Annotated in this window: 15 protein-coding genes; 11 read left to right on the top strand and 4 right to left on the bottom strand. The window is 44.4% G+C overall.

Annotation, left to right across the window (positions count from 1 at the left end):
- Window positions 1-12: 12 nt before the first annotated feature.
- Entirely contained in the window at window positions 13-384 is a 372-nt protein-coding gene (locus GYN08_RS06715) for a hypothetical protein (protein WP_166273335.1), read from the bottom strand.
- Window positions 385-427: 43 nt separating this feature from the next.
- Window positions 428-793 (bottom strand): hypothetical protein, encoded by a 366-nt coding sequence (locus GYN08_RS06710; protein WP_166273333.1) that lies wholly within the window; start codon window positions 791-793, stop codon window positions 428-430.
- A gap of 319 nt (window positions 794-1,112) precedes the next feature.
- On the opposite strand from GYN08_RS06710, the gene GYN08_RS06705 reads away from it, so the two are divergent.
- A complete protein-coding gene (locus GYN08_RS06705; RefSeq protein WP_235945963.1) occupies window positions 1,113-3,044 on the top strand; it encodes an AAA family ATPase in 1,932 nt (643 codons plus the stop codon).
- The gene (locus tag GYN08_RS06700; RefSeq protein WP_166273329.1) at window positions 3,041-4,381 is read left to right on the top strand and encodes an McrC family protein; all 1,341 of its coding nucleotides are present in this window, start codon (window positions 3,041-3,043) and stop codon (window positions 4,379-4,381) included. Before GYN08_RS06705 ends, GYN08_RS06700 begins: the two co-directional genes overlap by 4 nt.
- Window positions 4,382-4,431: 50 nt before the next feature.
- Here GYN08_RS06700 and GYN08_RS23930 read toward each other — a convergent pair whose 3' ends face one another.
- Complete coding sequence (locus tag GYN08_RS23930; protein ID WP_268952854.1) at window positions 4,432-4,563, bottom strand: hypothetical protein; 132 nt, start codon at window positions 4,561-4,563, stop codon at window positions 4,432-4,434.
- A gap of 346 nt (window positions 4,564-4,909) precedes the next feature.
- On the opposite strand from GYN08_RS23930, the gene GYN08_RS06695 reads away from it, so the two are divergent.
- From GYN08_RS06695 to GYN08_RS06655, 9 genes are all read left to right on the top strand, one after another.
- A complete protein-coding gene (locus GYN08_RS06695; RefSeq protein ID WP_166273327.1) occupies window positions 4,910-6,835 on the top strand; it encodes a 3'-5' exonuclease in 1,926 nt (641 codons plus the stop codon).
- Between the two features lie 163 nt (window positions 6,836-6,998).
- A complete protein-coding gene (dptF, locus tag GYN08_RS06690) occupies window positions 6,999-8,804 on the top strand; it encodes a DNA phosphorothioation-dependent restriction protein DptF (RefSeq protein WP_166273325.1) in 1,806 nt (601 codons plus the stop codon).
- Between the two features lie 5 nt (window positions 8,805-8,809).
- The gene (dptG, locus tag GYN08_RS06685) at window positions 8,810-10,216 is read left to right on the top strand and encodes a DNA phosphorothioation-dependent restriction protein DptG (RefSeq protein WP_166273323.1); all 1,407 of its coding nucleotides are present in this window, start codon (window positions 8,810-8,812) and stop codon (window positions 10,214-10,216) included.
- Window positions 10,197-15,461 (top strand): DNA phosphorothioation-dependent restriction protein DptH, encoded by a 5,265-nt coding sequence (gene dptH, locus GYN08_RS06680; protein WP_166273321.1) that lies wholly within the window; start codon window positions 10,197-10,199, stop codon window positions 15,459-15,461. Before dptG ends, dptH begins: the two co-directional genes overlap by 20 nt.
- Before the next feature lie 47 nt (window positions 15,462-15,508).
- Window positions 15,509-17,611 carry a DEAD/DEAH box helicase family protein gene (locus GYN08_RS06675; RefSeq protein WP_166273319.1) on the top strand — a complete coding sequence of 701 codons (2,103 nt, stop codon included), beginning with the start codon at window positions 15,509-15,511 and terminating at the stop codon, window positions 17,609-17,611.
- 15 nt (window positions 17,612-17,626) lie between these two features.
- Window positions 17,627-17,800 (top strand): hypothetical protein, encoded by a 174-nt coding sequence (locus GYN08_RS06670; protein WP_166273317.1) that lies wholly within the window; start codon window positions 17,627-17,629, stop codon window positions 17,798-17,800.
- On the top strand, window positions 17,800-19,812 hold the full coding sequence (locus GYN08_RS06665) for an AAA family ATPase (RefSeq protein ID WP_166273315.1): 2,013 nt from the start codon (window positions 17,800-17,802) through the stop codon (window positions 19,810-19,812). The genes GYN08_RS06670 and GYN08_RS06665 overlap by 1 nt, the downstream gene beginning before the upstream one ends.
- The gene (locus GYN08_RS06660; protein ID WP_166273312.1) at window positions 19,781-20,242 is read left to right on the top strand and encodes a DNA phosphorothioation-associated protein 4; all 462 of its coding nucleotides are present in this window, start codon (window positions 19,781-19,783) and stop codon (window positions 20,240-20,242) included. Before GYN08_RS06665 ends, GYN08_RS06660 begins: the two co-directional genes overlap by 32 nt.
- A gap of 105 nt (window positions 20,243-20,347) precedes the next feature.
- Window positions 20,348-21,751, top strand: coding sequence for a hypothetical protein (locus GYN08_RS06655; protein WP_166273311.1), 1,404 nt, complete (start codon window positions 20,348-20,350; stop codon window positions 21,749-21,751).
- 189 nt (window positions 21,752-21,940) lie between these two features.
- Here the strand turns inward: GYN08_RS06655 and GYN08_RS06650 are convergent, their stop codons facing one another.
- Window positions 21,941-23,074: a cysteine desulfurase family protein gene (locus tag GYN08_RS06650; RefSeq protein WP_166273310.1), complete on the bottom strand. Its 1,134-nt coding sequence runs from the start codon at window positions 23,072-23,074 to the stop codon at window positions 21,941-21,943.
- Window positions 23,075-23,082: the final 8 nt, after the last annotated feature.

Genomic DNA, 23,082 nt, shown 5'->3' with positions numbered 1-23,082 from the left:
ACGAAGCCGGAATCAGAAATAGGTCGCCCAGGCATACAGGCCGCAAACTGCGCAAAAGCAGCCGATCCAGCAGAGCGTGACCAGATGGCGGCGGGTATTCGGCAGGTACTTTTTCTCCAAATACATGAAGATCAAGCCCAGCGAGAGCACGATCGCAAACGCGAGCAGATCCGTTTGAACCGGAGGCAGATCCCCGAAGATCACCACGCCCAGCAGCGCCAGCGCGCCGAATGTGAGGCCGTACGTATACCTTTTCAAGCGGGGTACGTCTTTCATCTGCCGCCGGTCCGGGCCCGTCACGATAAAGCGCGGAAAGACGGCATGGACCAGCAGGATCACGATCAGATTGCCGAAAGCAATGATGGGGAACGACGTCGGATTCATCGGTTAGACCTCCTATTCGTTAGAGCATGGTCCAGCACTGCCGTCAAGGCAGCGGGTTCCATGCCATGTAAGCCGCGAACAAAGCCAGCAGAATGCCGAAAGACAGCAGCGTCGCGATATGCCTGCGGGTATTCGGCAGGTACCTGCGTTCCAGTAGGGCCTGTGCCAGCGCGAACAGCGCCACGATGCCGAGCATCGCCCAGAACTTGATATCTTTGTCCAGCTCCGAAAACGTCAAGACGGCAATCGCGACGATCATCACGATATTGGCGATATACGCATAGAGGCTGGGCCTTCCGCCCAAATCCCGAAGGGTCCGCCGGTCTTCTCCGCGCACGATCATCCGGTGAACCAGCGTATAGATTCCGAGGACGACGACAATCACGATCAGAAAAGGAAGAAGGGTCATGGGGTTCACTCGCTTTCGGCTTGGAATGCTTCGTTTCTATGAACAATACGCGTCGAGCAGCGGAAAGGTTACACATAAGGGAATATATGCATGAAATTCCTGTTATAATTTAAACGGAGCGGAGATCGGGAGGACGATGAAAATTCGTTTCTGAACAGGGCAACGTTTACCGAGATCGATGCGTTATAGAAGCATGATGGACAATCCGTACCCGGATTCGCCGTCCGGCTGTCCGATCTGTCCGAGAGAAAACAAACCGATGGAATTCGAGTCCGGAGCGAAGATCGAATGACAGATGCCTAACAGAGGAGAAAAAGAAATGAACGAACAAGCAATTTTGCGCAGAAACGAATTCGAAAAATGGATGTTGAATAAGAAGCAGGGTAACGGAAGGCCTTACGCTCCGAAGACGATCAGTGATTACGCCGTAGCTCTGGCGGGAGCCGCTAAAAAGTTGAAAGAAGCGTCTGCGCTGGAAACGACCAATATGTTCGAAATCGGCGAATACGATCGTTATGTGAAAGTGAAGGCCATTATTACCACAGCGGAAGGGTTTGAAGAGATCGATCGCAAAGCCCGTACTCAGGATTTTACGCAAGGGCTGAAGTTTTACAAAGAATTTCTTGAAGACAAGGAGCATGCAGCCATGACCGAATCCGCTCGATCTAATTCCTCTGAGGAAGCGTACCACGACAAAAACATCATCCTCTACGGCCCTCCCGGAACAGGCAAGACGTATCACACGGTGATCTACGCCGTCGCCATGATCGAAAACAAACCGCTGCAGGATATAGTGGAAGAAGCGGGGGCGGACGGGGGATACGAACAAGTCAAGACTCGCTACGACAAATATAAAGCAGCCGGACAGATCGTTTTTACCACGTTCCACCAATCCTACGGTTACGAGGAGTTTATGGAAGGGATCAAGCCGGTCATGGCGAATGCCGAAGAAACGGGCGCAGACTCGGGCGATATTTCTTACAAGATCGAACCCGGTATATTCAAACGGTTCTGCGAGAAAGCCGGCGAACCTATAGTGGCAGCCGATAATGACTACGGCATTCGAGAAGAGCCTGTTATCTGGAAAGTTTCGCTGGGAGATTCCAAAGACAAAGGCGTTATCAAACGTTACTGCTACGAACATGGAATGATCCGCTTAGGTTGGGACGAGTACGGGGAGAACGTGAACGAGGCTACTGTATATGCAAACGGCGGCAAAGGCGTGATCAACGCGTTCGTGAATGAAATGCAGCAGGGCGATATTGTGCTTGTGCTCAAAGACGAGAAACATATCGGAGCGATCGGAGTCGTTGCAGGGGATTATGAGTGGCGCGAAGATCTGGACAGTTATAAACGCACCCGAAAAGTGAATTGGCTTCTCAAGGGAGACGATGTGAATATAAACGTGGTGGAGATGAACGGCGGCGTAAAGCTTACATTATCTTCGGTTTATCGCCTGCACAGGGTCACTCTCAATAATGTGCTGTCCATCTTGCAAGAGCACCAAGCGGCCCTGCCTCAGTCCGTCGCCCGCGAGAACCCCAACAACTACGTCTTCATCATCGACGAAGTCAACCGCGGGAATATCTCCAAGATCTTCGGCGAGCTGATCACCCTGATCGAGCCTTCCAAACGTCTGGGCATGCGGGAGGCGACCAGCCTGCAGCTGCCGTACTCGGGAGAGCTTTTCGGCGTGCCGAATAACGTCTACCTGCTCGCCACGATGAACACGGCGGACCGTTCCATCGCCCGGCTGGATACCGCGCTGCGCCGCCGGTTCGCTTTTGCCGAGATGATGCCGCGGCCGCAGCTTCTGTCCTCGCTCCAGATCGACGGCACGGGGCTGGATCTGGAAAAAATGCTGGATATGATCAACCGGAGAATCGAAGCGCTGTACGACCGCGAGCATATGCTGGGACATGCGTATTTCTTGGGTTTGAAGAACGAACCGACGCTCGAAAAGCTGGGGCAGCTGTTCGAACATGCCGTCATTCCGCTGCTGCAGGAGTATTTCTACGACGACTACGAGAAGATTCGTCTGGTGCTCGGAGATAACCGCAAAGCCGACGAGCGGGATCGCTTCATCACGGAAGTCGCCATTAACGCAAACGATCTGTTCGGCAGCGGCGGAGACCGTTACGCGGACGAGCGCAAGACGTACCGCATCAATGCGGAAGCGTTCAAGCGGGAGGAAGCTTACCGGGGCATTTACGAAAATCGATCTGCGGCGAACGCGGCGGTGCAGCCGTGAATGCGCGACCGTCAGCTCGGGGCGCAGCCTTCACGCTGAGGGAATACGACACGCTGTGCCGGGGAGCGGGCGTTAACGCGTACGGTTATGTAGGTCTGCCCGAGAAGACGTTCGATCAGTTGGAAAAATTCATCCTCGAGACTCCGACGGCCGGCGACCCGCTCGACGATCCCTCGATGCTGCTTGCCCTGGGCAGCCGCCCGGGAGCAGGCCGCACGATTACCGCCCGCAATTACGTGGGCATGATCGCCCTGCCGGACGGCAGCGTCGTCGAGATTCTGCCCAAGCTGTACGACCGCCGTGCGGAGAACCCCGAGCAGTCGGCCGAACGGGCGCGGCGGACGTTCCTGCATATGCTGCGCACGATCGGCGATATTCCCAGCAAAGTCTCGCGGCAGACCGGCCTCGGCACGTCGCGCGGCACGCTGCTCGATATCTTTATCCGCATGTTCGCCGAAGAAGCGCTGCTGCTGGTCAAGCGGGGCTTGAAGTCGGATTACCGCGAGCACGAGGACAACGAACGTTTCTACAAAGGCAAACTTCAGGTCTCGGCGCATATCCGGCACAATGCCGTGCATCGGGAACGTTTCTATATCCGTTACGACGAGTTCGGCATCGACCGGCCGGAGAACCGGCTGATCAAGACGACGCTCGAGCGGCTGATTCGTCTGACCGGCAGCAGCCGCATTCAAAAAGAACTGCGGATGCTGCTGGACGCGTTCGACACCGTCCCGTCCTGCGCTGATCCGGCGCGGGAGTGGGACAAAGTGTCCATGGACCGCAATATGCAGGAGTACCGGACCGTGCTGGATTGGTGCCGCATTTTCCTCGACAGCAGAAGCTTCACCCCGCTCGGGGGAGCCGACCGCGCCTATGCGCTGCTCTTCCCGATGGAGCGAATCTTCGAACGTTATGTCGCTCTGCTGCTGAAGCGCCGCTTCGCCGAGTCTTCCGTACAGGTGAGCACGCAGGATACGGCGCATAAGCTGTTCGAAGAACCGGCGCGTTTTCCGCTGAGACCGGACATCGTGCTGCGGGGAACTCCGTCCGGCACGATCGTGATGGATACGAAGTGGAAAATGCTGTCCCGGCGGTATGGGCGGGATTACGGCATCTCGCAGTCGGACATGTATCAGATGTACGCGTACGGGAAAAAGTACGGCGCGAAGAAAGTGGTTCTGCTGTATCCCCGAGCGAATTCGGAAGACAGCTTCAAAACCCCGGTCGAATACGACAGCGGGGACGGAGTGAAAGTAGAGGTGATGCTGCTGGATCTGGAGCTGGGGGAGCAGTGCGTGGACGAAGCGATCCATAGCATACTGCTTGCGGAAAGTTAAAAGGTAGCGTCCAAACTCGAACGCGGCTGCGGCGGTTCCGCGCAGCCCGTTCAGCGGAACAAAAACAGCGCGATCGCCAGCACCGCGTGTACGGCAGCCATAATTCCCGACACGACATGCTTTTTCGTTCCGCGCACGTATTTCAGATCGACCAGAGCGTGCACCAGGTAGATCGGAGCCACCGTACCTATAGCGGCCGGCAGCGCGGTCTTTTCCGGGAGCAGGCAGCCCTCTCCATAGACGCGTCGGAACACCTAAAAGTTAAAGAGAAGAATAGTTATTCGAATGAATTCGAGCCTAAAATTGTTATTTCTTCGTGAATCGGATTCCCATTTCCGCCCAGACCAAGTACAATAAGGACAGCAAGCAAAGTCTTATGACCCATGACATTAGACATGCGCAATCGTGAACTGCCCCTTTATATTAGGCGGCGCGGACTCTGTGAATCCGGGCCGTCCCATCATCTCGCCAGATTCCGGAAGCACCGGACCTTCAACGGGATCTGACATCATCAGGGAGTGACAACCTATGGCTTATATGATCCCGGAAACCATCCCCAAGAAAGCTACGGCGGGCGAACGCCTGCTGTTCCATACGCTCCGCGAACACCTTCCCGACGATTACATCGTCTACTACGAACCCCAAATCGGCGGCCGGCGCCCCGACTACGTCGTGATCGGCCCGGACCTCGGCATGCTCGTGCTGGAAGTGAAAGACTATACCGAGAGCACGCTGTACGAACTTTATCCCGACGAATGGCGCGTCTATAACACCCAGGGCCAGCTGAGCACGGTCAGCAACCCGCTGCATCAGGCTCGGGGTTACGCGTTCCGCATTACGGACAAGCTCAAAAAAGACAAAAGTCTCGTCAAAATCGGCGGTACCTATCACGGCAATCTCAAATTCCGCTTCGGCTTCGGCGTCGTGCTGACCCGCATGCGGGAAACGCATATCGTCAAGCACCAGCTGCACCGGGTGATCGATCCCCAGTTCCTGCTGACCCGGGACGATATCGACACGGAACACGAAGACTTCGACGGGGTCAAGCTGCTGGAGCGGATGCTCGGCATGTTCACCGTTCCTTTTCACCAGAGTCAGCTGCTCAGCGAAGAAGACGTCAAAGCGATCCGCTACCATCTGTTCCCCGAAGTGCGGATCAGCGCGGAATTCAAAACCCCTGCGCATTACGACGATCAGCTGCTGCTGTCGCTGCATAATCTTCAGGCGATGGACCTGCATCAGGAATCGCTCGCGCGCCAGATCGGCGACAAGAACCGCTTGATCCGCGGCGTCGCCGGCAGCGGCAAGACGCTCATCCTGTCCGCACGCGCCCGCCTGCTGGCGAAGGATCATCCGGAGTGGAAGATCCTCGTGCTCTGCTACGGCATCCCGCTGTCCCGCGTGCTGCGCTCCATGATCGAGAAGATGATGGAAGAGCCGGAGGATTTGTTCGACTTTGCCGTTATGAGCACGGACGAAAACGGTAACGGCATTGCCCCCAAGCACAACATCGAAACGGCGACTTTTCACGAATGGCTGTGGAACGCGCTGAAGATCCGGGACGACGGCATCGAAATGCTGCTGCCCAAGATCGACCGCGGCGAGACCATCCTGCCGAAATACGACGCAATATTAATTGACGAAGGCCAGGATTTTGAACCCGAATGGCTGGAGCTGCTCAGCAAAGTCTTAAACCCGGAAACGCAGTCGCTGCTGCTCGTGGAAGACAAAGCGCAGAACATTTTCAGACGGAAAACGAGCCTGTCGTCCAGCACCGGACTCGACTTCCGCGGACGCTCCAAGATCCTGAGCATTAACTACCGCAACACGTCGCAGATCGTCAATTTCGCCTGGGACTTCTACCGCACGCATTCGGCGCTGAAGGATCGGGTCAAAGAAGGGACAAGCATCGAAGGTGTAGAGATCATCCCTCCTCAGAGCACCAAACGCAAAGGCGCAGAGCCGATCATCAAGCAGTGTGCCAATTTCAATGAAGAAGCCGCCTGGGTCGCCGCCGCGATTCGCAAGCTGCATACGGAGAAAAAGGTCCCTTATTCGGATATCGCGATCCTGTACCGGATACGGAACCGCTATTCGTATTCGTACGTGGACCGGCTGCGGAAAGAGCTGGATCGGTTGGAGATTCCGCATGACTGGATCGCGGAGAGTACGGCGTCCAAACGGGCCTACGACCGCGGAGCCGAGAAAGTGAAGCTTTCGACGATCGACAGTTCGAAAGGACTGGACTTCAAAGCGGTGTTTATCGTGAACGTGGAGAGCATGCCGTTTAAGCTGGAGGAGAACGTGGAGCGGGAGGTTTCGCTGTTTTATATCGGGATGACGCGGGCGATGGATTGGTTATTTTTGAGTTATTGTGAGGCGGAGGGGTTTGCTGGGTGGTTGGAAGGTAGGCAGCCCGTTAATGGTAGTATTTTCAAGCTACAACAAAGGTGACAATCAAGTAGCCAGTAATTATTGATATAGTAAAAGAAGATGGATTTTTAAAAAGAATGACCTTATTACAGGAGATAGGATGTAGATTTGCGAATTGTTAGTATTAAAGAAACTGAAATTATCGTACTGACTTATAGCTAACATTTAGTTCGGAGGCCCTTACATGACTTCTATTCAACCGAATCACCTCATTAACATCCTAAAACGCTGTAAACAATCATCCAAAGAAGCCGTCGAAAACCTCGAAAGCTTCAGTGATTTTAAACAATACATGCATATTCAACGCCCGGTAGAAGTCGAACTCGAGCAGCATATCAACGAAGCCCATGATTCTGCTGAACCACGCTTGATTCTGGTTTGCGGCGGGGTAGGCGACGGCAAGTCGCATATCCTGTCGTATCTCAAAAACAAGCATTCTTTCTTGAATGATGAGTCGCTTTTCTATCTACATAACGATGCGACTGAAAGTTTTTCTCCTAAAAGAACCTCGATTGAGACGCTGGCGAAGGTACTGCAACCTTTCTCCGATGAAGGCTTGCAAGCCGGCGGTACGCAAAATATCGTACTGGCGATCAACCTCGGCGCCCTGAACAACTTTATCGATTCGGAAGAAGGCAAAGCTTTTTCAAGATTGAAAACTTATGTATATCAAAAGAAAATCTTAGAGTCGGTCATTGCCGACGAAGCAAGCCCCGATGATCATATCTTCAAATACGTGAATTTTAGCGATTATCACATGTATCAGTTGACAGCTGACGGACCGAAATCGAATTATATTAAAGGCATTTTCCAGAAGGTTACGCAACAAACCGCAGATAATCCTTTTTACCAAGCTTATCTGCGGGATCGAGAAGAAGATTCGGAGATTGCCGCCAAGAATCCGATTATGCAAAACTACGAGCTGCTTCAGCACGAAGACGTACAAGACAAGATCATTACGCTGCTCATTCAAGTCATGGTTAAGGAAAAGCTGATCATCTCCACCCGGGCGTTGTTGGATTTTGTATACAACTTGCTTGTCCCGTCCGTTATGGAAAACATGAGTCACAAGAAAATCGTCGAATATGTACGCGAACAGGATTTTCAAGATTATGTAGCTTGCCTGCTGCCGTTCCAGATTTTCGAAAAGGTTGATACGTCGGCTATTCACCAAGCGATCGATCGAATCAATCCGACTCGTATGCGTACGGAACAGCTTGACCAGTTTTTAATCGAGTTCAAGTCCAATCGAGAGGGTGCCGGGCTTTTTGCCAATCATATCAGCATCACTCGACTGCCGTATTTTTCACGATCTCTATTTCAACAGTCGCCTTGGCGCAATGGGGACAATAAAGAGCAGACTTACAAACAGCGCTTGATCAAACTTTTCGTTTACCTTTACTACTTTATTCCGAAAGAACAACATCAATCGTTCAAGGACAAGACATATGAGCAGTTCATGCGTTATCTGTTCTATTGGAACAAACATGAAGTGCCGATGCTTGTGAGTTTGTATCGAGAAGACATCCATGATGCGATTTATAAATGGAACGGCGAAGCGAACAACGACTTGGTTTATATACAAGTCGGCCAGCCGCAGACTCAATATTATGCGCTGCAGAAGCTGGAGATTGAGCCGCATATCGAACGTGCTAATACTCTTCCCGAAACGGAACTGTTCAAATTCTTAACCATGATGAGAATCCAGTTTAGAACCAAAGGAGCGAATTATGCCGATGGCTTCGAGATTCCTACGATCGATATCGATTACTCTTTGTATTCGCTCTTGATTCGCATCAAACAAGGGTATCGCCCAAATAAGAAAGATAAGTTCCAATACATCAAGTTTGTCGAGTTCATTGATAAGCTGAACAACGCCGGGACACAAAAGAACGAAATGGTCTTTGAAAGCAAACAATTCGGAAAGTCGACTCGCTACCGTTTGCAGTACGACGAGACATTCGATCAATACTCGTTTATGGAGACGTGAATCTAATGAGTTATCACTTGAATCTTGAAGAAGTTCGCAAGCAATTCAAGTTCGATTCTTCGATCAAGCACAATCCGAAAGTCGACCTTGAATTTCTGCCATATACAACAAAGTTCAAAGAAACCCAGTATAACTTCCGGGAAGTGACGGGGGAGTTTATGCGATTGGTCGGACAAAAGAAATTGCCGGAAGCTGTCGATGCGGAAAAATTGTTGAGCACGGCGTTGGACTCTATTCATTTTAACCAAGCAAATCAGCGCGGCGAGTTTAGACAAATGATGAAGACCCTTTTCTTGGACGAGAACGATCAGCTTTACTTATTCCATCCACAAACGTTGTATTACATCAATACTATAGAAAATGAAAATAAGAGATTAGCGCTCTTTTTATACAATGTGCTCTGGAATCGGCAAAAGCCTTGGTCTGTCGACACATCGGATCAGACGGACGCAGACTTAATGAGCAAGTTGTTATTCCGCTCTTTGCCGGCTTTAATGGATGCGAAGGAAGGTAGCAAAAATTATGCGGTAATGCTGCCTGAGATTTCGGATTTGTTCATTCAAGATTTTCAGTGGCTTACGACCAAGAACGAGCTGTTTACGCAGCAAGTCGAGAAAATCATTTCTTATTACTACTTCTTCTATGTCACGCAATTCGCCATTCGAAACGAAGCTTTATTCAATTCGAATGATAATGCAATTCGTCCCGTTTATTTCACTTTCGAAGAAGAAGAACGGTTGTCCAAAACAAGAGTGAGCTATGAGTATGGTTGGAGAAGCTTGGAAAAGTCGGTTGGACGAATTTTCTCGCATGTGAATCTGCTAAAGATGTTGAATTTTGCGGACGTTTCTCAAGAGGGACAATCTTTGCAGGTTCCGCTTTCTTATGAGCAAATCGCGGAGCAAGTTCGGCATATGAGCTTGGAAGAACAACAAGTCTTGGAGCAACAACTTGATCAATTGATCGAGGAATACCAACAGAAGCTGTCGGGCGATAGCCGGTGGGCGCTGATGGGAACTGTAGCAGATCGTTACGAATTTCCGGCCTTAAATAAGATTCATCATCTCTATCGCATGATTGATCATCAATTCAATCAGACTTCCAGATCCAAACCCTATAACGAATATAAGCAATGGTTTGTCCATTTTTGTCAAAAGACCTTCCTGAAGTCTCGCGGACGTTCGGGCAAAATGTTGATTTTGGACACCGATTATTTGCTGTTCTTGACCAAATTAATTATCAAAGACGAGGACAAAGTCCGCTTGAAGCGATTGGTCGACGAGTTTGAAATTCGAGGGATTATATTTGACCGAGACACGCTGACTGCAATTGTCGATTATTTCGAAAAGCTAAACTTATTGGAGAAAAAAAGCGATAGTGGGGATGCTATATATGTCAAAGCATTTTTATAATTACCTGGCTGAACGCATCAAGCGTTTCTTTAACGACACCAATATTCAGCCCGGCGAAAAATACCATATTCAATTTGAGCGAACCGAACAAGTCGAAGACTTAGTTGCACAAGTTAAAACATTGTCAGATGCCGAGCCTTTTTACATGCAGACTGAAGAAGGCGTCTATCAATCGGTTTGCTTGGTCGCTCCTGAAGCGAAAGTTCTAGTAGCTTCCAATTCCAATGAAGTGACACCGGACTTTTTGACGACGTTGCGAAATAAAGTCGGTACGCAAGAAGATCCTTTTATGGATAAAGCAATGCTGCTCATTCATAATTCTAACCTGGATAGTCTTGTGCAAGGGATGACTTCTTTCGGTAAAGAGGGCATGCCTTTTCATATCAATTCGATCGAAGAGAACTTGCAAGAGATGATGAGCAGCTCCAAATTGTCTCAAGCGGAAAAGCAGATTTTAAAATTCAGTATGGCCGCCAACAAAGCTCAGCAAGGCATTCATGAGCAGGTCACGTTGTTCGATTACGAGAAAATTCTGACCGTTCTTAATAATCAGAAACTTGAAGATAAAGATTACAAAGATTTTGGTCTGTTCCGAGATTCGGAGTTATTCAACACGCCTATGAAGGAGAAACAGATTCAAGAACGTTTGATTCAAAATCAAGCACTTTTTAGTAATGTAGAAATGGCTCACCAGTACGGCCCGATCGATATCAGCTTGGAACGCCATTTCGACGAGCAAGGGGTCAAAGAGCTCTCAGCGATGGATTGGCAGTCTACCGATTTCGGCAGAGTCATACGTTCCAATCAAAAAAAGCTTGAAGGTAAAGGCTTGGAATACATCGAACCCATCAAAAAGCTCACGCTTGAAGGATTGACCTATTGGGAACGCCCGGACGGAGAAACCAAAAGCAAACAACGTAAGCGCAATTTGATCATCTTTAATCCAGAACAGCATAGAAAGGTTACTCTGGAGTTGCCGTTCAGCGATTTTATCAAAAACCAATTCATCTCGAATACGACGATCAAATACAACATTAACTCCGAAGCGTCGGGCAAAAAGATCAAAGTCGAATTGACTCACTCGCCGGGACAAACCAACTTTTACGGCGTGAAATATAAAACAGACGTCTCGCAAACGTACGATTTCAGAATCGCGATTGTCGAAACCGAAGAGAAGCTGCTTCAAGCCATTCAAACTTCTTATACCGTGAACTTGGTTAAATCGAGATCCAAACATTCCAGCATCCTTATCAATTCGGACGATGAACAATGGATCTTTAACAAAGACCAACCGGATGTCATGAAATTCGAATTGATGGAAGAGTTCGAGCAGAATCAGTTCGAGATCGCGGAAACGGACGAGCTTGTCGTAACGAAAAATCCCGATATGGCAAGCGAAGAAGAACTGATCCATTTTGTCATCAAATTGGTTAACACCGAGATCCCGCTGTCTATTCAGGATGTCGTGGACCGCCCGGTTCCGATCGGCGGTTTCAACGTGTGGAAGATGAAGCGCGAGAAACAAGAACACTTCGTTTATCGCATCGAAAACGACAAGATGAAGATCATTCAAGGGACAAGAGAGACTTACGCTCAAGGCGAATTCAAAAAGAATCTGGAGCGCGAGCTTAAACTGATCGAAGCCAATCACCTTTACTTCACAGAAGAGGTTGGCACTTTGAATCCTGAGCCGATTAACGTGCCTGAGCCTGTCAAAGAGGCCTATATCGATCTGCTTCGTTATTTCCGCGACAATCAATTGCTGCCTAGCTTGGCTTATTTCGACGAAGATTATGCTATTCTCGCTAAGCGCTATGTACAAGCTTACTTGAAAGAATTAGAACAGCTGCAAAACGGACAATCTCTGCTTCCTTCCCACCGGGAGATGGTTCTTCTAGGAACAATTCGAAAGGGCTTGAAAGATCCGGAATGGTTATATACGCCGCTTCATCCGCTTAACCTGGCTTATCAACTGCAGATAAACGACTTGATCGGAAAAGAAGCGATTAACGACGAACTTTTACGTTCGCTCCGACCGACCCATCTACTTCCTTATGTTTCTTATAACAATGCGCTGTATAAAGCAATTGAGCCAAGCGATTCTTACGAATGGACGACTTATATCGATCAGAGCTTGCCGAGATTCGAGTCGTCGAAGATGTTCGTAAACAAGCTCGTTCAAGAAAAAATCGAAGAATTTACCGAACATTTCTCTTACCTGTTCGATCTGGATTATCGCGCTCCGCTGAAGATCAACACGATCAATATGGGAGATTGCCAGGAGATCCTTCAAGGGCTGTTCGAGTATTACAAGCGGCAATTAAAGCGGGAAATTGAAAAAAACGATCTGTTGCCGATCGAGCTGCACATTTATGCGGAAAAAGGCATCAACAATGTCTTTGAAGAGATGTCGCAGTATAGCGATGCCGAAGAGATTGCCAAGAACTTTAACCTGAAATTGGAGCTGGAAGGTTATCACTCGGAAGAGCTACTGAATATTTTCCGCGATCAAGTGAAGTTCTACTCTCGCGACGTAGCGGCTAACCAATACGAATACAGCCACGTTACTTTCTATCAAATGAGCAGGATCGAGCAAGTGGCGACGAGCAATGCTTCCGAAATGATTACCGGCGTATCGCTGTTCGGACTGGTTTCGGGTATTCCGTCCGTCTTCATTAACGAAGATTATAAGACTGGTTTCGGAACGAAATACTATAGAACTTCGGACGCGCCTTTGCTTGCTTTGGTTCCAAAGCTTAATTCGCTGCTCCGTGTAGCTCGTACCCTGGATAACTACCAAGAAGATATGAACATCGTAACCGCGATTTCAGCCGAGCATAAGCAGAAGTTGGATGCTGTATACGATTCCGCACATTGGGTGACTTTCATCGAGCCTAAAGTAGACTTGAGTTTCTTCAAAAATAACGATGCGCAGAAAGATTTGCTGGTCATTCATTACAGCGATCAGTACACGTCTTCAAGCGGTTTTGATGCAATAACGGTAACAAGACGCTCGAAGCAATATCAGAAACTGATCAAGGAGTTTTTGCATTCGCATGAGATCAAAGCTACGGATGAAGTCTTGCCGCCGATCATCAATTTCTTTAACGCGATTAACGGCAACTGGCTGCTCCGTTTATTGGCACAGAAAAATCAATTCCCTAGAGAAAAGATTAGTATATTGTCTGCGGTGAAATTAGCATTGGCTGCCTTTGCGCATAAAGACATCATCTGGATTCCGATCTCCATGGAAGAAATTCTGCGAATCTCCGGAGGAACAGGGCTTCGTCAATCGGAAGGACTGTTCTCGACTCGTAACCTGGGTAGATTCGGTTCTTATAGCGACGATCTTCTGCTGATCGGCATCGAGCAGCAAGATCAAAACGTCAAAGTTCACTTTTACCCCATTGAAGTGAAGATCGGTCATAACCCGTCTGGGGTTTACGAGAAAGCGATAGCACAAGTCAAAGAGACTCGGCAACTGTTGCTGGACTTTTTGACGGAGAGCGAAGAAGATCCGTTCAAAGCCAAACTGTATCGCAATTTCTTCATGCAGCTCGCAATTGCCAGCGCCGAGAAAATGGATCTCTATTCGATCTGGCCGGAACAGTATTGGCAGAATGTAACGGACAGCGGCTTGAGAGAAAAACTGTTGAACGATGATTATACGATCTCGAATGCTTTGGAAGAATACATCGGTGATGGAGCGGTCATTTCGTTCAAGAAAGAGCTGGTCTTTACGGAGATCAAACGGACGGAAGACGTGCTTGTGTTCGATTATCCAGAGAAAAGCGGATACGACTTCATCATCAAGGATATTGAAGAAATCAAAAATCATATCCAGAGCGAATATGGCGATATTCCGGCGGATCAGTTGCTTTCGAAGCTTTATGTTGCTGGAGAAGAGGAAGTTGTGGTTTTACCGGGGACTAGAGAGACTGAGGACACTAAAAGCATAGAGGGCTCGAAATGGCCTCAGCTTGTGGCGGAAACCACTGAAGGCTACGAAGCTGATCAGAGGGAGCGGGCTGCATCCGATAGTTCGGAACAGCCGGGTGACACGAGGCAGCAGAAGGAGAAAGTACAGCCAGTCGCAATGGAGCAGAGCAAGCCACTGGAGATTTTGTTTGGACATAATGCTCAAACCCAGGAAGAGATCAAGTGGTATCCGACTTCGACAGATAAAGTCATGCACACGAATACAGGAATCATCGGCACAATGGGAACGGGGAAGACCCAGTTCACGAAGTCATTGATCACACAGCTCAGCCGCAGCAGCCAAGATAACGTGAACGGTACAAAGATCGGTATTCTGATCTTCGATTATAAAGGCGACTATATTAAGCCGGACTTTACAGAGAAGACTGGGGCGAAAGTATATGACCTTTACCACCTGCCATATAATCCACTGTCGCTCTACGTCACGAAACCAATCCGTCCGTTGCTGCCTGTGCATACAAGCGGCTCGTTGACCGATACGATTGCCAAGTCCTTTAACTTAGGGCAGGTTCAAGTGAATACTTTGAAAGGGGTCATTATGGATGCCTATAATCAGAAAGGCATCATAAAGAACGATCCAAACACTTGGGAGCAGCCAGCACCGACGCTTAGCGAAGTGTACGACATCTATGCAGGAAGAGAAGATGCGAAGGTCGACAGCTTGTATGCAGCTTTGCAAGAGCTGTACGAAATGGAAGTCTTCGAACCCGATGCGAGCAAGACGATTCCGTTATTTGACATGATTGATGGGATTACCGTTATCAATTTGTCTGGCTTCAACGCAAGCATTCAGAATCTAGTGGTATCGATTACGTTGGACGTATTCTACAATCAGATGCAGATGCAAGGGCACAGTTCGATCAATGGGAATTATCGTGAGATCACGAAAATGATCTTGGTCGACGAGGCAGACAACTTCTTGAGTAAAGACTTCACTTCGATTAAAAAGATTCTCAAAGAAGGACGTGAGTACGGAGTAGGAACGATTCTGTCTACGCAGTTCCTAAGCCATTTCTCGACGTCGGATAACGATTATGCTAATTATATTCTGACTTGGATCGTGCATAATGTTTCGGAGATGTCCGCGAAAGAGATTCGGATGGTGTTCAGCACGCAGAGCAAGGGCGAGGAAGAGAACATCATGAATCGGATTAAGTCGTTGCAGAAGCACTTTAGTATTGTGAAGGCTGGAGCAGGACAACCGGTTTGGATGCGGGATCGGGCTTTTTGGGAACTTAATATTTAAATAAGTATTTTCTATAATATATAAAATAATGAGTTTCGGAGGATCTTATGGGATTCAAAAACTTAAATATTTCTTATCAATATAGATCGGATCAAGAATCAGGAAATATTATTAAGGACTTTTATATCCCAGTTTTATCACAAACCAAAATATATAAAAGAGCTGTAGGTTATTTCTCTAGCGGTTCCTTGATGCTTGCTGCAAAAGGAATTTCTGAACTCATTGATAAAGGCGGCAAAATGCAATTAATAGCTTCTCCTCGACTCAATGAAAAAGATATTGAGGCTATTGAACTAGGCTATCGGTTAAGAGAAGATGTGATTGAAGATTCTATAATAAGATCTATTACCAAGCCTACTACGCTTTTGATGAAGGAGAGGTTTAACTACTTGGCATGGCTTATTGCCAATGAACAATTGGATATAAAAATTGCTATGACTAGGAATGTCCTGAGCTATGGTCTTTACCACGAAAAAATTGGAATAATGGAGGACTGGGAAAATAACAAAATCGCCTTTTCTGGATCATCTAATGAAACAGAGGGTGGTCTATACAATAATTTTGAATCAATCGATGTATTTTGTAATTGGCAAGATGGTGACGATATTCGAGTCCAAAGAAAAGAATTAGACTTTGAAAAACTCTGGGGAAATTCTACAAGCCAATTAGAGATCATTGAATTTCCACAAGTAGCCAAAGAAAGGTTATTAAGCTATAGAACCTCCCAATATGCTGAAAGAGATCCGGAAATAGAAGTCACGCATGTAGACATAAATAAATCAAACTTAAATACTCCTCGCATGCCAGAAAATTTAGAAATTAGAGATTATCAAAAGGAAGCTATCAAAAGCTGGTTTAGAAATGAATGCAAGGGTTTGCTTGAAATGGCAACTGGAACGGGGAAGACGATTACCGCTATCACAGCAGTGACTAAGCTGTGGGAAGTAACCCAAAGGCTTGCTGTAATCGTAGTTTGTCCATATACACATCTCGTTGATCAGTGGGTAAAAGATTTAAAAAAATATAATATGAGTCCGTTGATTGCTTATAATTCTAGGAACCTGTGGGAAGAAGATGTCAATAATCATATTACGGCTTTTCAGTCAGGAGCCATAAATCACTTTTGTTTGATAACAACAAATGCTACTTTTTCACTGCCTCATATGCAAGTGATCCTTAGAAAGTTAAATAAAAATGTAGTCTTCATTGCTGACGAAGCTCACCATCTGGGTGCTGAAAGTAGTAGAAAGCTTCTTATTGAAGAATTCCCTTATAGGCTAGCTTTATCTGCTACTCCTAATCGTTGGTATGATGAAGATGGAACTGATTCCTTGCTCTCTTATTTTGGTAATCAAGTTGTCTTTCAGTTCGGTTTAGAAAAGGCTATTGGCAAGTACCTTACAGAATATTATTATCATCCGCATATTATTTACCTTGATGAAGATGAAAGTGAAAAGTATTATGAAGTTACTCGGAAAATTGTAAAGTTGTTCCCGAAAGATGGAAACTTTAAAAATGATGACTCAAAAGGGCTCACAAGCCTTCTTATTGAAAGAGCTAGAATTTTGAGTAGAGCAAGGAATAAATTAATTAAACTAAAAGAACTTTTAAGTAATAGAAAGGATTCCTTGTACAATATTGTTTATTGTGGTGATAGTTCTGTTGATGGAGAAAGGCAGATAGATGCAGTTAGTAAGTTGTTGGGAAATGATTTAGACATGAAGATACATTCGTTTACTTCTCGAGAAGATGCAATTCAACGAAAAGAATTGCTGGAACGCTTTGAAACAGGTGACCTACAAGCACTGATTGCGATTAAATGTCTTGATGAGGGAGTTGATGTTCCAGCAACACAGAATGCATATATATTGGCAAGTAGTACAAATCCACGAGAATTCATTCAGAGACGTGGTAGAGTTTTAAGAAAACATCCCCAAAAAAAATATTCTTATATTCACGATTTTATTGTCCTTCCTCGTGAATTAGATCAAATTGAATTAATCGAACCAACATTATTTAATATGGAGAGAAATATAGTAAAACGTGAATTAACACGACTCTCTGAATTTGCTGATTTGGCTCGTAACGGACCTTTAGCGCACGAAGAAATTGCTAAAGTAAAGCATGCTTATAATCTATTAAATTTTTAGGAGGATTCAAACATAGTGGAAGAGAAAGAAGAGATCCAAGCAATTTTAGCAGAACTTCCAGAAGCACATGCATGGATACTTAAGGAAATTTTGCAGCAGGAAAAGGAATTGTTGAATAGGAAGAATCTTCAAGGCAGCAACATTGTTAATCAGATTATGGATATTGTCAAAGAAAGGGTGAAAGATTAGTGTTATTGGAATCCATAAAACTTTTTAATTTTAGGCAATATTATCAAGAGCAATATATTGAATTTTCTCAATCCTCTACTCGAAATGTAACCGTTATTCACGGCGAGAATGGCGCCGGGAAAACGGCGTTGTTAAATGCGTTTATGTGGTGTCTATATGGGACACTCAATCTCCCAAATGGAAAGAATATTATAAATGAGCATGCCATTTCTACTGCACTAGAAGACAGTGAGGTAGAAGGTTCTGTTACGTTGAAGTTTACAAGTAATGGGAAAAAGTATACCCTTGTTCGTAAAGTTACAGCAAAGAAAAGCTTAAAAGACATTTATTACCATGATCCTGAAGTGGTTCTAGAGTATCGGGAAGATGGTCAATCAGAGATTATTACAAATCCCACAGTAGAAATTGGAAGGATTTTACCTGAGGATCTTAGAAGTTATTTCTTTTTTGATGGAGAGCGTATTGATAATTTGTCAAAAGAAAGTGGTTCTGCAGATATTAAAAGAGCTATCAAAAATATTATGGGTCTGGAAATTTTAGAAAGAGCCATTTCGCATACTGAAAATGCTAGAAAAAAATTCCGCAGTGATCTAAAAAATGTAGGAGATTCTAAGACAGCCAATCTAATAGAAGAAATAGAAAAGTTAGATCAACAAATGATTGATTTTCAAAACCAAGAAAAACTGCAAAAAGAGAATTTAAGAGCTACGAATAAACAAATTAAAGAAGTTGAAGATCGTTTGAAGCAGATCGAAGGAGCAAAACATTTACAAGAGCTGCGAGATCAGAAAACCAACCAGCTAGAAGAAATAAGAGGAGTTATAAAAGATGTTCGTAAAAAGTTAACCTTATTAATAAGTAAAAATGGTTATCTTGCATTTAGTCATTTGGTAGCACAAAAAGCAGAAGCATTTGTTAGAAGTAATAAAAGTCAGAAGCCGATTACGGGAATTAAAAGACACTTTATTGAATCTCTTGTGGAAAATAGAACTTGTATTTGTGGAGCAGAATTAACAGAAGGCTCTTCACACTGGCATCATATTAATAATCTAATGAGTAAAATTAGTAATGATCAGGTCGAAAATAAAACATTTGATTTTATGGGTGATTTGAAAATAATTACCGAGAAGAAAAAAAACCTTTTTTCTGAAATGAAGCAATTAAAGGTAGAAGAATTAAGCAAACTACAGGAAGAAAAAAAACTAAATGAAGAAATTGAGGAGATTAGTCTTCAGTTAACAGGTAAAGATTCTGAGGAAATAGCAGAATTAGAAAATCGAAGAATTCAGTTGATTGAAGGTAAGAGTGAAATAGATAGAAAGATTGGCGGTATAATATCTAAAATCGAGGATATAACAAAGCAAATTCAATCAAAACAATTTGAACAATCAAAAATAGATAAAATAGAAAGTAGAGCTAAATTGACACAAAAAAGAATGGATACTTGCGAACATTTAGAAAAAACAATGCGGAAGATTTTAAACATTCGTGAGAAGCTAGTAAGAATACAATTGCAGGATAAAATTTCGAGTGTATACTCTCAATTTTTGCGTAAAGGTTATACTTTAAAACTCTCAGATTCTTATGAGTTGAATGTATTGAATAATACAGGAAACATTGTAGGGATGTCGCAAGGAGAACGCCAAATTACTAGTTTGTCTTTTATCGGAGCAATTGTAGATATTGCGCGTGAGCAATTCAAAAAGGAAAATAAGCAAGATTTTGACGAAGGAGGGATTTATCCATTGGTTATGGATTCACCTTTCGGCGCTTTAGATTCTGATCATAGGGAACGCATAGCTAAAGGCATACACAAACTAGCAGATCAAGTCATTGTAATTGTTTCAACTTCGCAATGGAAAGGAGAAGTCGAGAACCAAATGAAAACATTGATTGGTAAAGAGTACAAGTTATCTTACAATGATCCACGTACAAGTGATCAGCAATACGAATTCACAAAAGTTGAGGAGGAGAAAAGAAATGGTCACGAGAAGGAGAATCAGGAGGCCTAAGGAACAGGAGTTGCTTTATAAGAAGCTTGTAGACGAAGAGGAATTCGGTGTCTTTTCGACTTATAAAGATGCATTCATGCTTGCGGGCGCTGTCGGGTTTATGGAAAAAAAACGTATCGAGTTCACGTCACAGGCAGAGGGAATGCCTTGGAGTGTATTTAATTTAGAAACTGATGAACCTTTTATCGATGCTATTGCGCTTATCGAGACAGAAGATCTTAGTTTGTTTAATCAAGATGATGAAGCGTTTGATAAAAAAATGAAAATCTTTGAAGAATATGCTGCAGGCGGAATTGAGATTATTTATGAAAAGATTATGGTACACCCCAAACAATCATTAAATAACTTTTTTGAATATATTATGAGTATGGAAGATGATTTAACTGATAAAGAAAGAAACCTTAAAGGCATAGCAGATATACTTTTTTGAAACTATTTTATATTTGAGAAGTAGAAGCCTCTCGTTTTGTGAAAGAAGTAAAATATATTTCTTATCTCAACAATTGTAATGAGTGATTTGAAGTGGAGGCACATCATGGATATCTTAGGGATAATAGATGATTTTTTGGACGGTGATAGGTTAACAGATAGGCAAGTTAAAGATGCGATCACTGAACTCAATGATGGGATGCTTTTAGAAGAAGTTGCTAAGAGATTAGGTGTTAGTGTTAAAAGCTTGAGAGAGAGACTTCTAAAAGAAGACTATGAGATTGATTCAGACAATATTGTTATTAACAATAGAGAAAACAGAAATTCTAATACAAAGGTGGGAAAAGAAAAGATCGATCCAGACTTACTCTTACGAATTGCTGTAGAAACACAATATAATTCAACTGATTTCGTAGCTAAGGCATTTAACATCAATTTGGATCATCTTGTATCTCAACTAAAAGAAAACGGCTATAAATTACGATGGCTTGTTCATTGTAAAGGTGGAGTTCTTAAAGATAATTCGCTTTTAAATGTGCTTGCTGAACTCAATTTAAATAATAAAACTTTAAATGAGGTTTCTCTTGAACAAAATATTAGCTCAAGCCAGATGTTAAGACAATTTAGAAAAGAAGACATTAAGGAAAGTTGGGTATATGAAACTAGTAAAGATGGTTCTACAAGTATTGCGGACATGGATGAAATTAGTGTTTTGACCGATGTAGTAACTGGAAAATTGTTGTGCTTAAATTATAACAATCAAAAGGTTATAGATAATTATCAGATTGATACTATATTCGGAAGAGATTTCATAACAAACATACAAAGGAAATTAATTGAAAATAAGCATTATATTATTTTGGATAAAATTCTTATAAGGAAAATAAAAAACTACCTGCCTCAATTATCGTATCTTTCCGAATGTATTTTTTACACAATTGAAGGTGTTAAATTCTTATCGAGAAATAAATGGTCAGTAGAAGAAAATCTAAAAACTTATCGTGATAGCAAAGCACTTGAAGAAAAGCTCCCAATATTTTTCACACAAATTTCAAAAGAATCACATCCACATCTTTTAGAAGACAATAAGAACAGCTCTAAAGAGCAGCAAGAGCTAGAAAAAACTAATATTCCTTTAGCTGAGCCAACAGGAGCTAGAGATTACCATTTAGATTCTGAAAAAAAACAATTGCCGATGTTGAAGGAAACGCAAGAAGTACCTAATAAAGCAGAAGAAGAAGAGCAGCCTACAACTGAGGAATCACAGTTAGCGCTGAAAGATGTTTTCTCAAAGGAAGATATAAAAATCCTACATGAGATAATTGCAGAAAGAAAACTTAACATTATAGAACAATCTAAATTTTCTAATCAAGTTAAGTCTTCAAGTCAAACGTATACCATACATTTAAATGATAAGATTAATGATGAATTGATAAGTTTTAGCGAAAGAAACAAGTTGTCGATTTCTAGAGTGATTGAAATAGCCTTGCGAAACCTTTTTCGAAAATAAGTACAAGTTTGAATTAGGTGATTTTATTGATTTGAGAAGCTGTGAGTTTGAATGTGATAATTTATAAAGAGCCATTTAGCATTCATAAATATTTTATAATTTTATTTAGATTTACTCTAATGGCTCTTTGTTTTTCTAATTAGTTAATCTTAATTAATTAGAACTAAGAATTTTAAAAATAGGTTTACGTTATTGAATTTTTTTGAATATAAATAAGTCTTTTTCAGAAACCTCTCTTTCTAGACTGATTCGTATAGTTTGTCTTACTTCTTCTAATGACCTACCAGCAGCACTCAACACATGACTCGGCTTACTAGAACTACAAGCCGATCCAGAAGAAAGCGCAACATAATCAGCCAATTTCTTAAGCAGCAGCTCATTATTCACTCCAATGAACTGCAAGCTAATCAACCCAGGAATCTTATCTTTTTCATCACTGTTGAATTTGATCTTCCCAGATAGGTTAGTCTTGAAAATGTCAGTCAAATACTGCTCAAGCTCAGTCAAGCGCTGTACATTCTGCTCAAGGTTAGCGGCAGCCAATTCAGCAGCTTTACCCAGCCCCACAATATTATGAACGGCAAGCGTACCGCTACGATAGTTGTTCTCTTGCCCACCTCCATGCATCAGAGGAGTCAAACGAGTATAAATCTCTTTCGACTGCTTGCGAATGATCGCAGCGCCTATCCCTTTCGGGCCGCCGATCTTATGTCCGGACATCGAGAGGAATCGAACACCTTTCAGGTTCTTCAAGTCGACTGGCACTTTACCGATTACTTGTGTAGCATCCGTATGGAAGAAGAGACCATTCTCCTCGAACAACGCGGATAGCTCGGCAATCGGGTTAAGCGAACCAATCTCATTATTTCCCCACATGATCGAAGTGAGAAGTGGCTGCGTTTGTGCAGCCGCTTCTTTTATTTGTTCTACCGTTACTCGCGCATATTGATCCACATCCAAGAAAGAAACCTCATAGCCGCGCTCTCCTAAGAAGTTGAACGTCTCGATCACGGAAGGGTGTTCCACTTTTGTTGTCATGAGACGTTTATTCGCTCCATCTTCCCGACCGTAATAATCTGCAATGCCTTTGATAATCATGTTATTGCTTTCCGTTGCGCCGCTAGTGAAAACGACTTCGTCCGGATCGCAGCCAAGCAGCGAGGCGACTTGCTCGCGGGCTTTGGCTACGGCTTTTTTGGCGTTTTCCGCTAAGGAATAAAATTTGCTGGACGGGTTGCCGTACTCCTCTTGGAGATAGGGCATCATGGCTTCCAACACTTCAGGGTGAATCTTGGTTGTTGCGCTATTATCCAAGTAAAGCATGCAGATCC

The organism is Saccharibacillus alkalitolerans (assembly GCF_011090185.1).
In the GTDB taxonomy this organism is placed as follows: Bacteria; Bacillota; Bacilli; order Paenibacillales; family Paenibacillaceae; genus Saccharibacillus; species Saccharibacillus alkalitolerans.
Note: the sequence above shows the minus strand (reverse complement) of the source record. Positions and strands in the feature narration are given on the sequence as shown.

Bases quoted from the DNA above. Each gene is read 5' to 3' on its own strand.
- GYN08_RS06715 (WP_166273335.1), bottom strand. From the start codon at position 384: ATGAATCCGACGTCGTTCCCCATCATTGCTTTCGGCAATCTGATCGTG.
- GYN08_RS06710 (WP_166273333.1), bottom strand. From the start codon at position 793: ATGACCCTTCTTCCTTTTCTGATCGTGATTGTCGTCGTCCTCGGAATC.
- GYN08_RS06705 (WP_235945963.1), top strand. From the start codon at position 1,113: ATGAACGAACAAGCAATTTTGCGCAGAAACGAATTCGAAAAATGGATG.
- GYN08_RS06695 (WP_166273327.1), top strand. From the start codon at position 4,910: ATGGCTTATATGATCCCGGAAACCATCCCCAAGAAAGCTACGGCGGGC.
- dptF (WP_166273325.1), top strand. From the start codon at position 6,999: ATGACTTCTATTCAACCGAATCACCTCATTAACATCCTAAAACGCTGT.
- dptG (WP_166273323.1), top strand. From the start codon at position 8,810: ATGAGTTATCACTTGAATCTTGAAGAAGTTCGCAAGCAATTCAAGTTC.
- dptH (WP_166273321.1), top strand. From the start codon at position 10,197: ATGTCAAAGCATTTTTATAATTACCTGGCTGAACGCATCAAGCGTTTC.
- GYN08_RS06675 (WP_166273319.1), top strand. From the start codon at position 15,509: ATGGGATTCAAAAACTTAAATATTTCTTATCAATATAGATCGGATCAA.
- GYN08_RS06660 (WP_166273312.1), top strand. From the start codon at position 19,781: ATGGTCACGAGAAGGAGAATCAGGAGGCCTAAGGAACAGGAGTTGCTT.
- GYN08_RS06655 (WP_166273311.1), top strand. From the start codon at position 20,348: ATGGATATCTTAGGGATAATAGATGATTTTTTGGACGGTGATAGGTTA.
- GYN08_RS06650 (WP_166273310.1), bottom strand. From the start codon at position 23,074: ATGCTTTACTTGGATAATAGCGCAACAACCAAGATTCACCCTGAAGTG.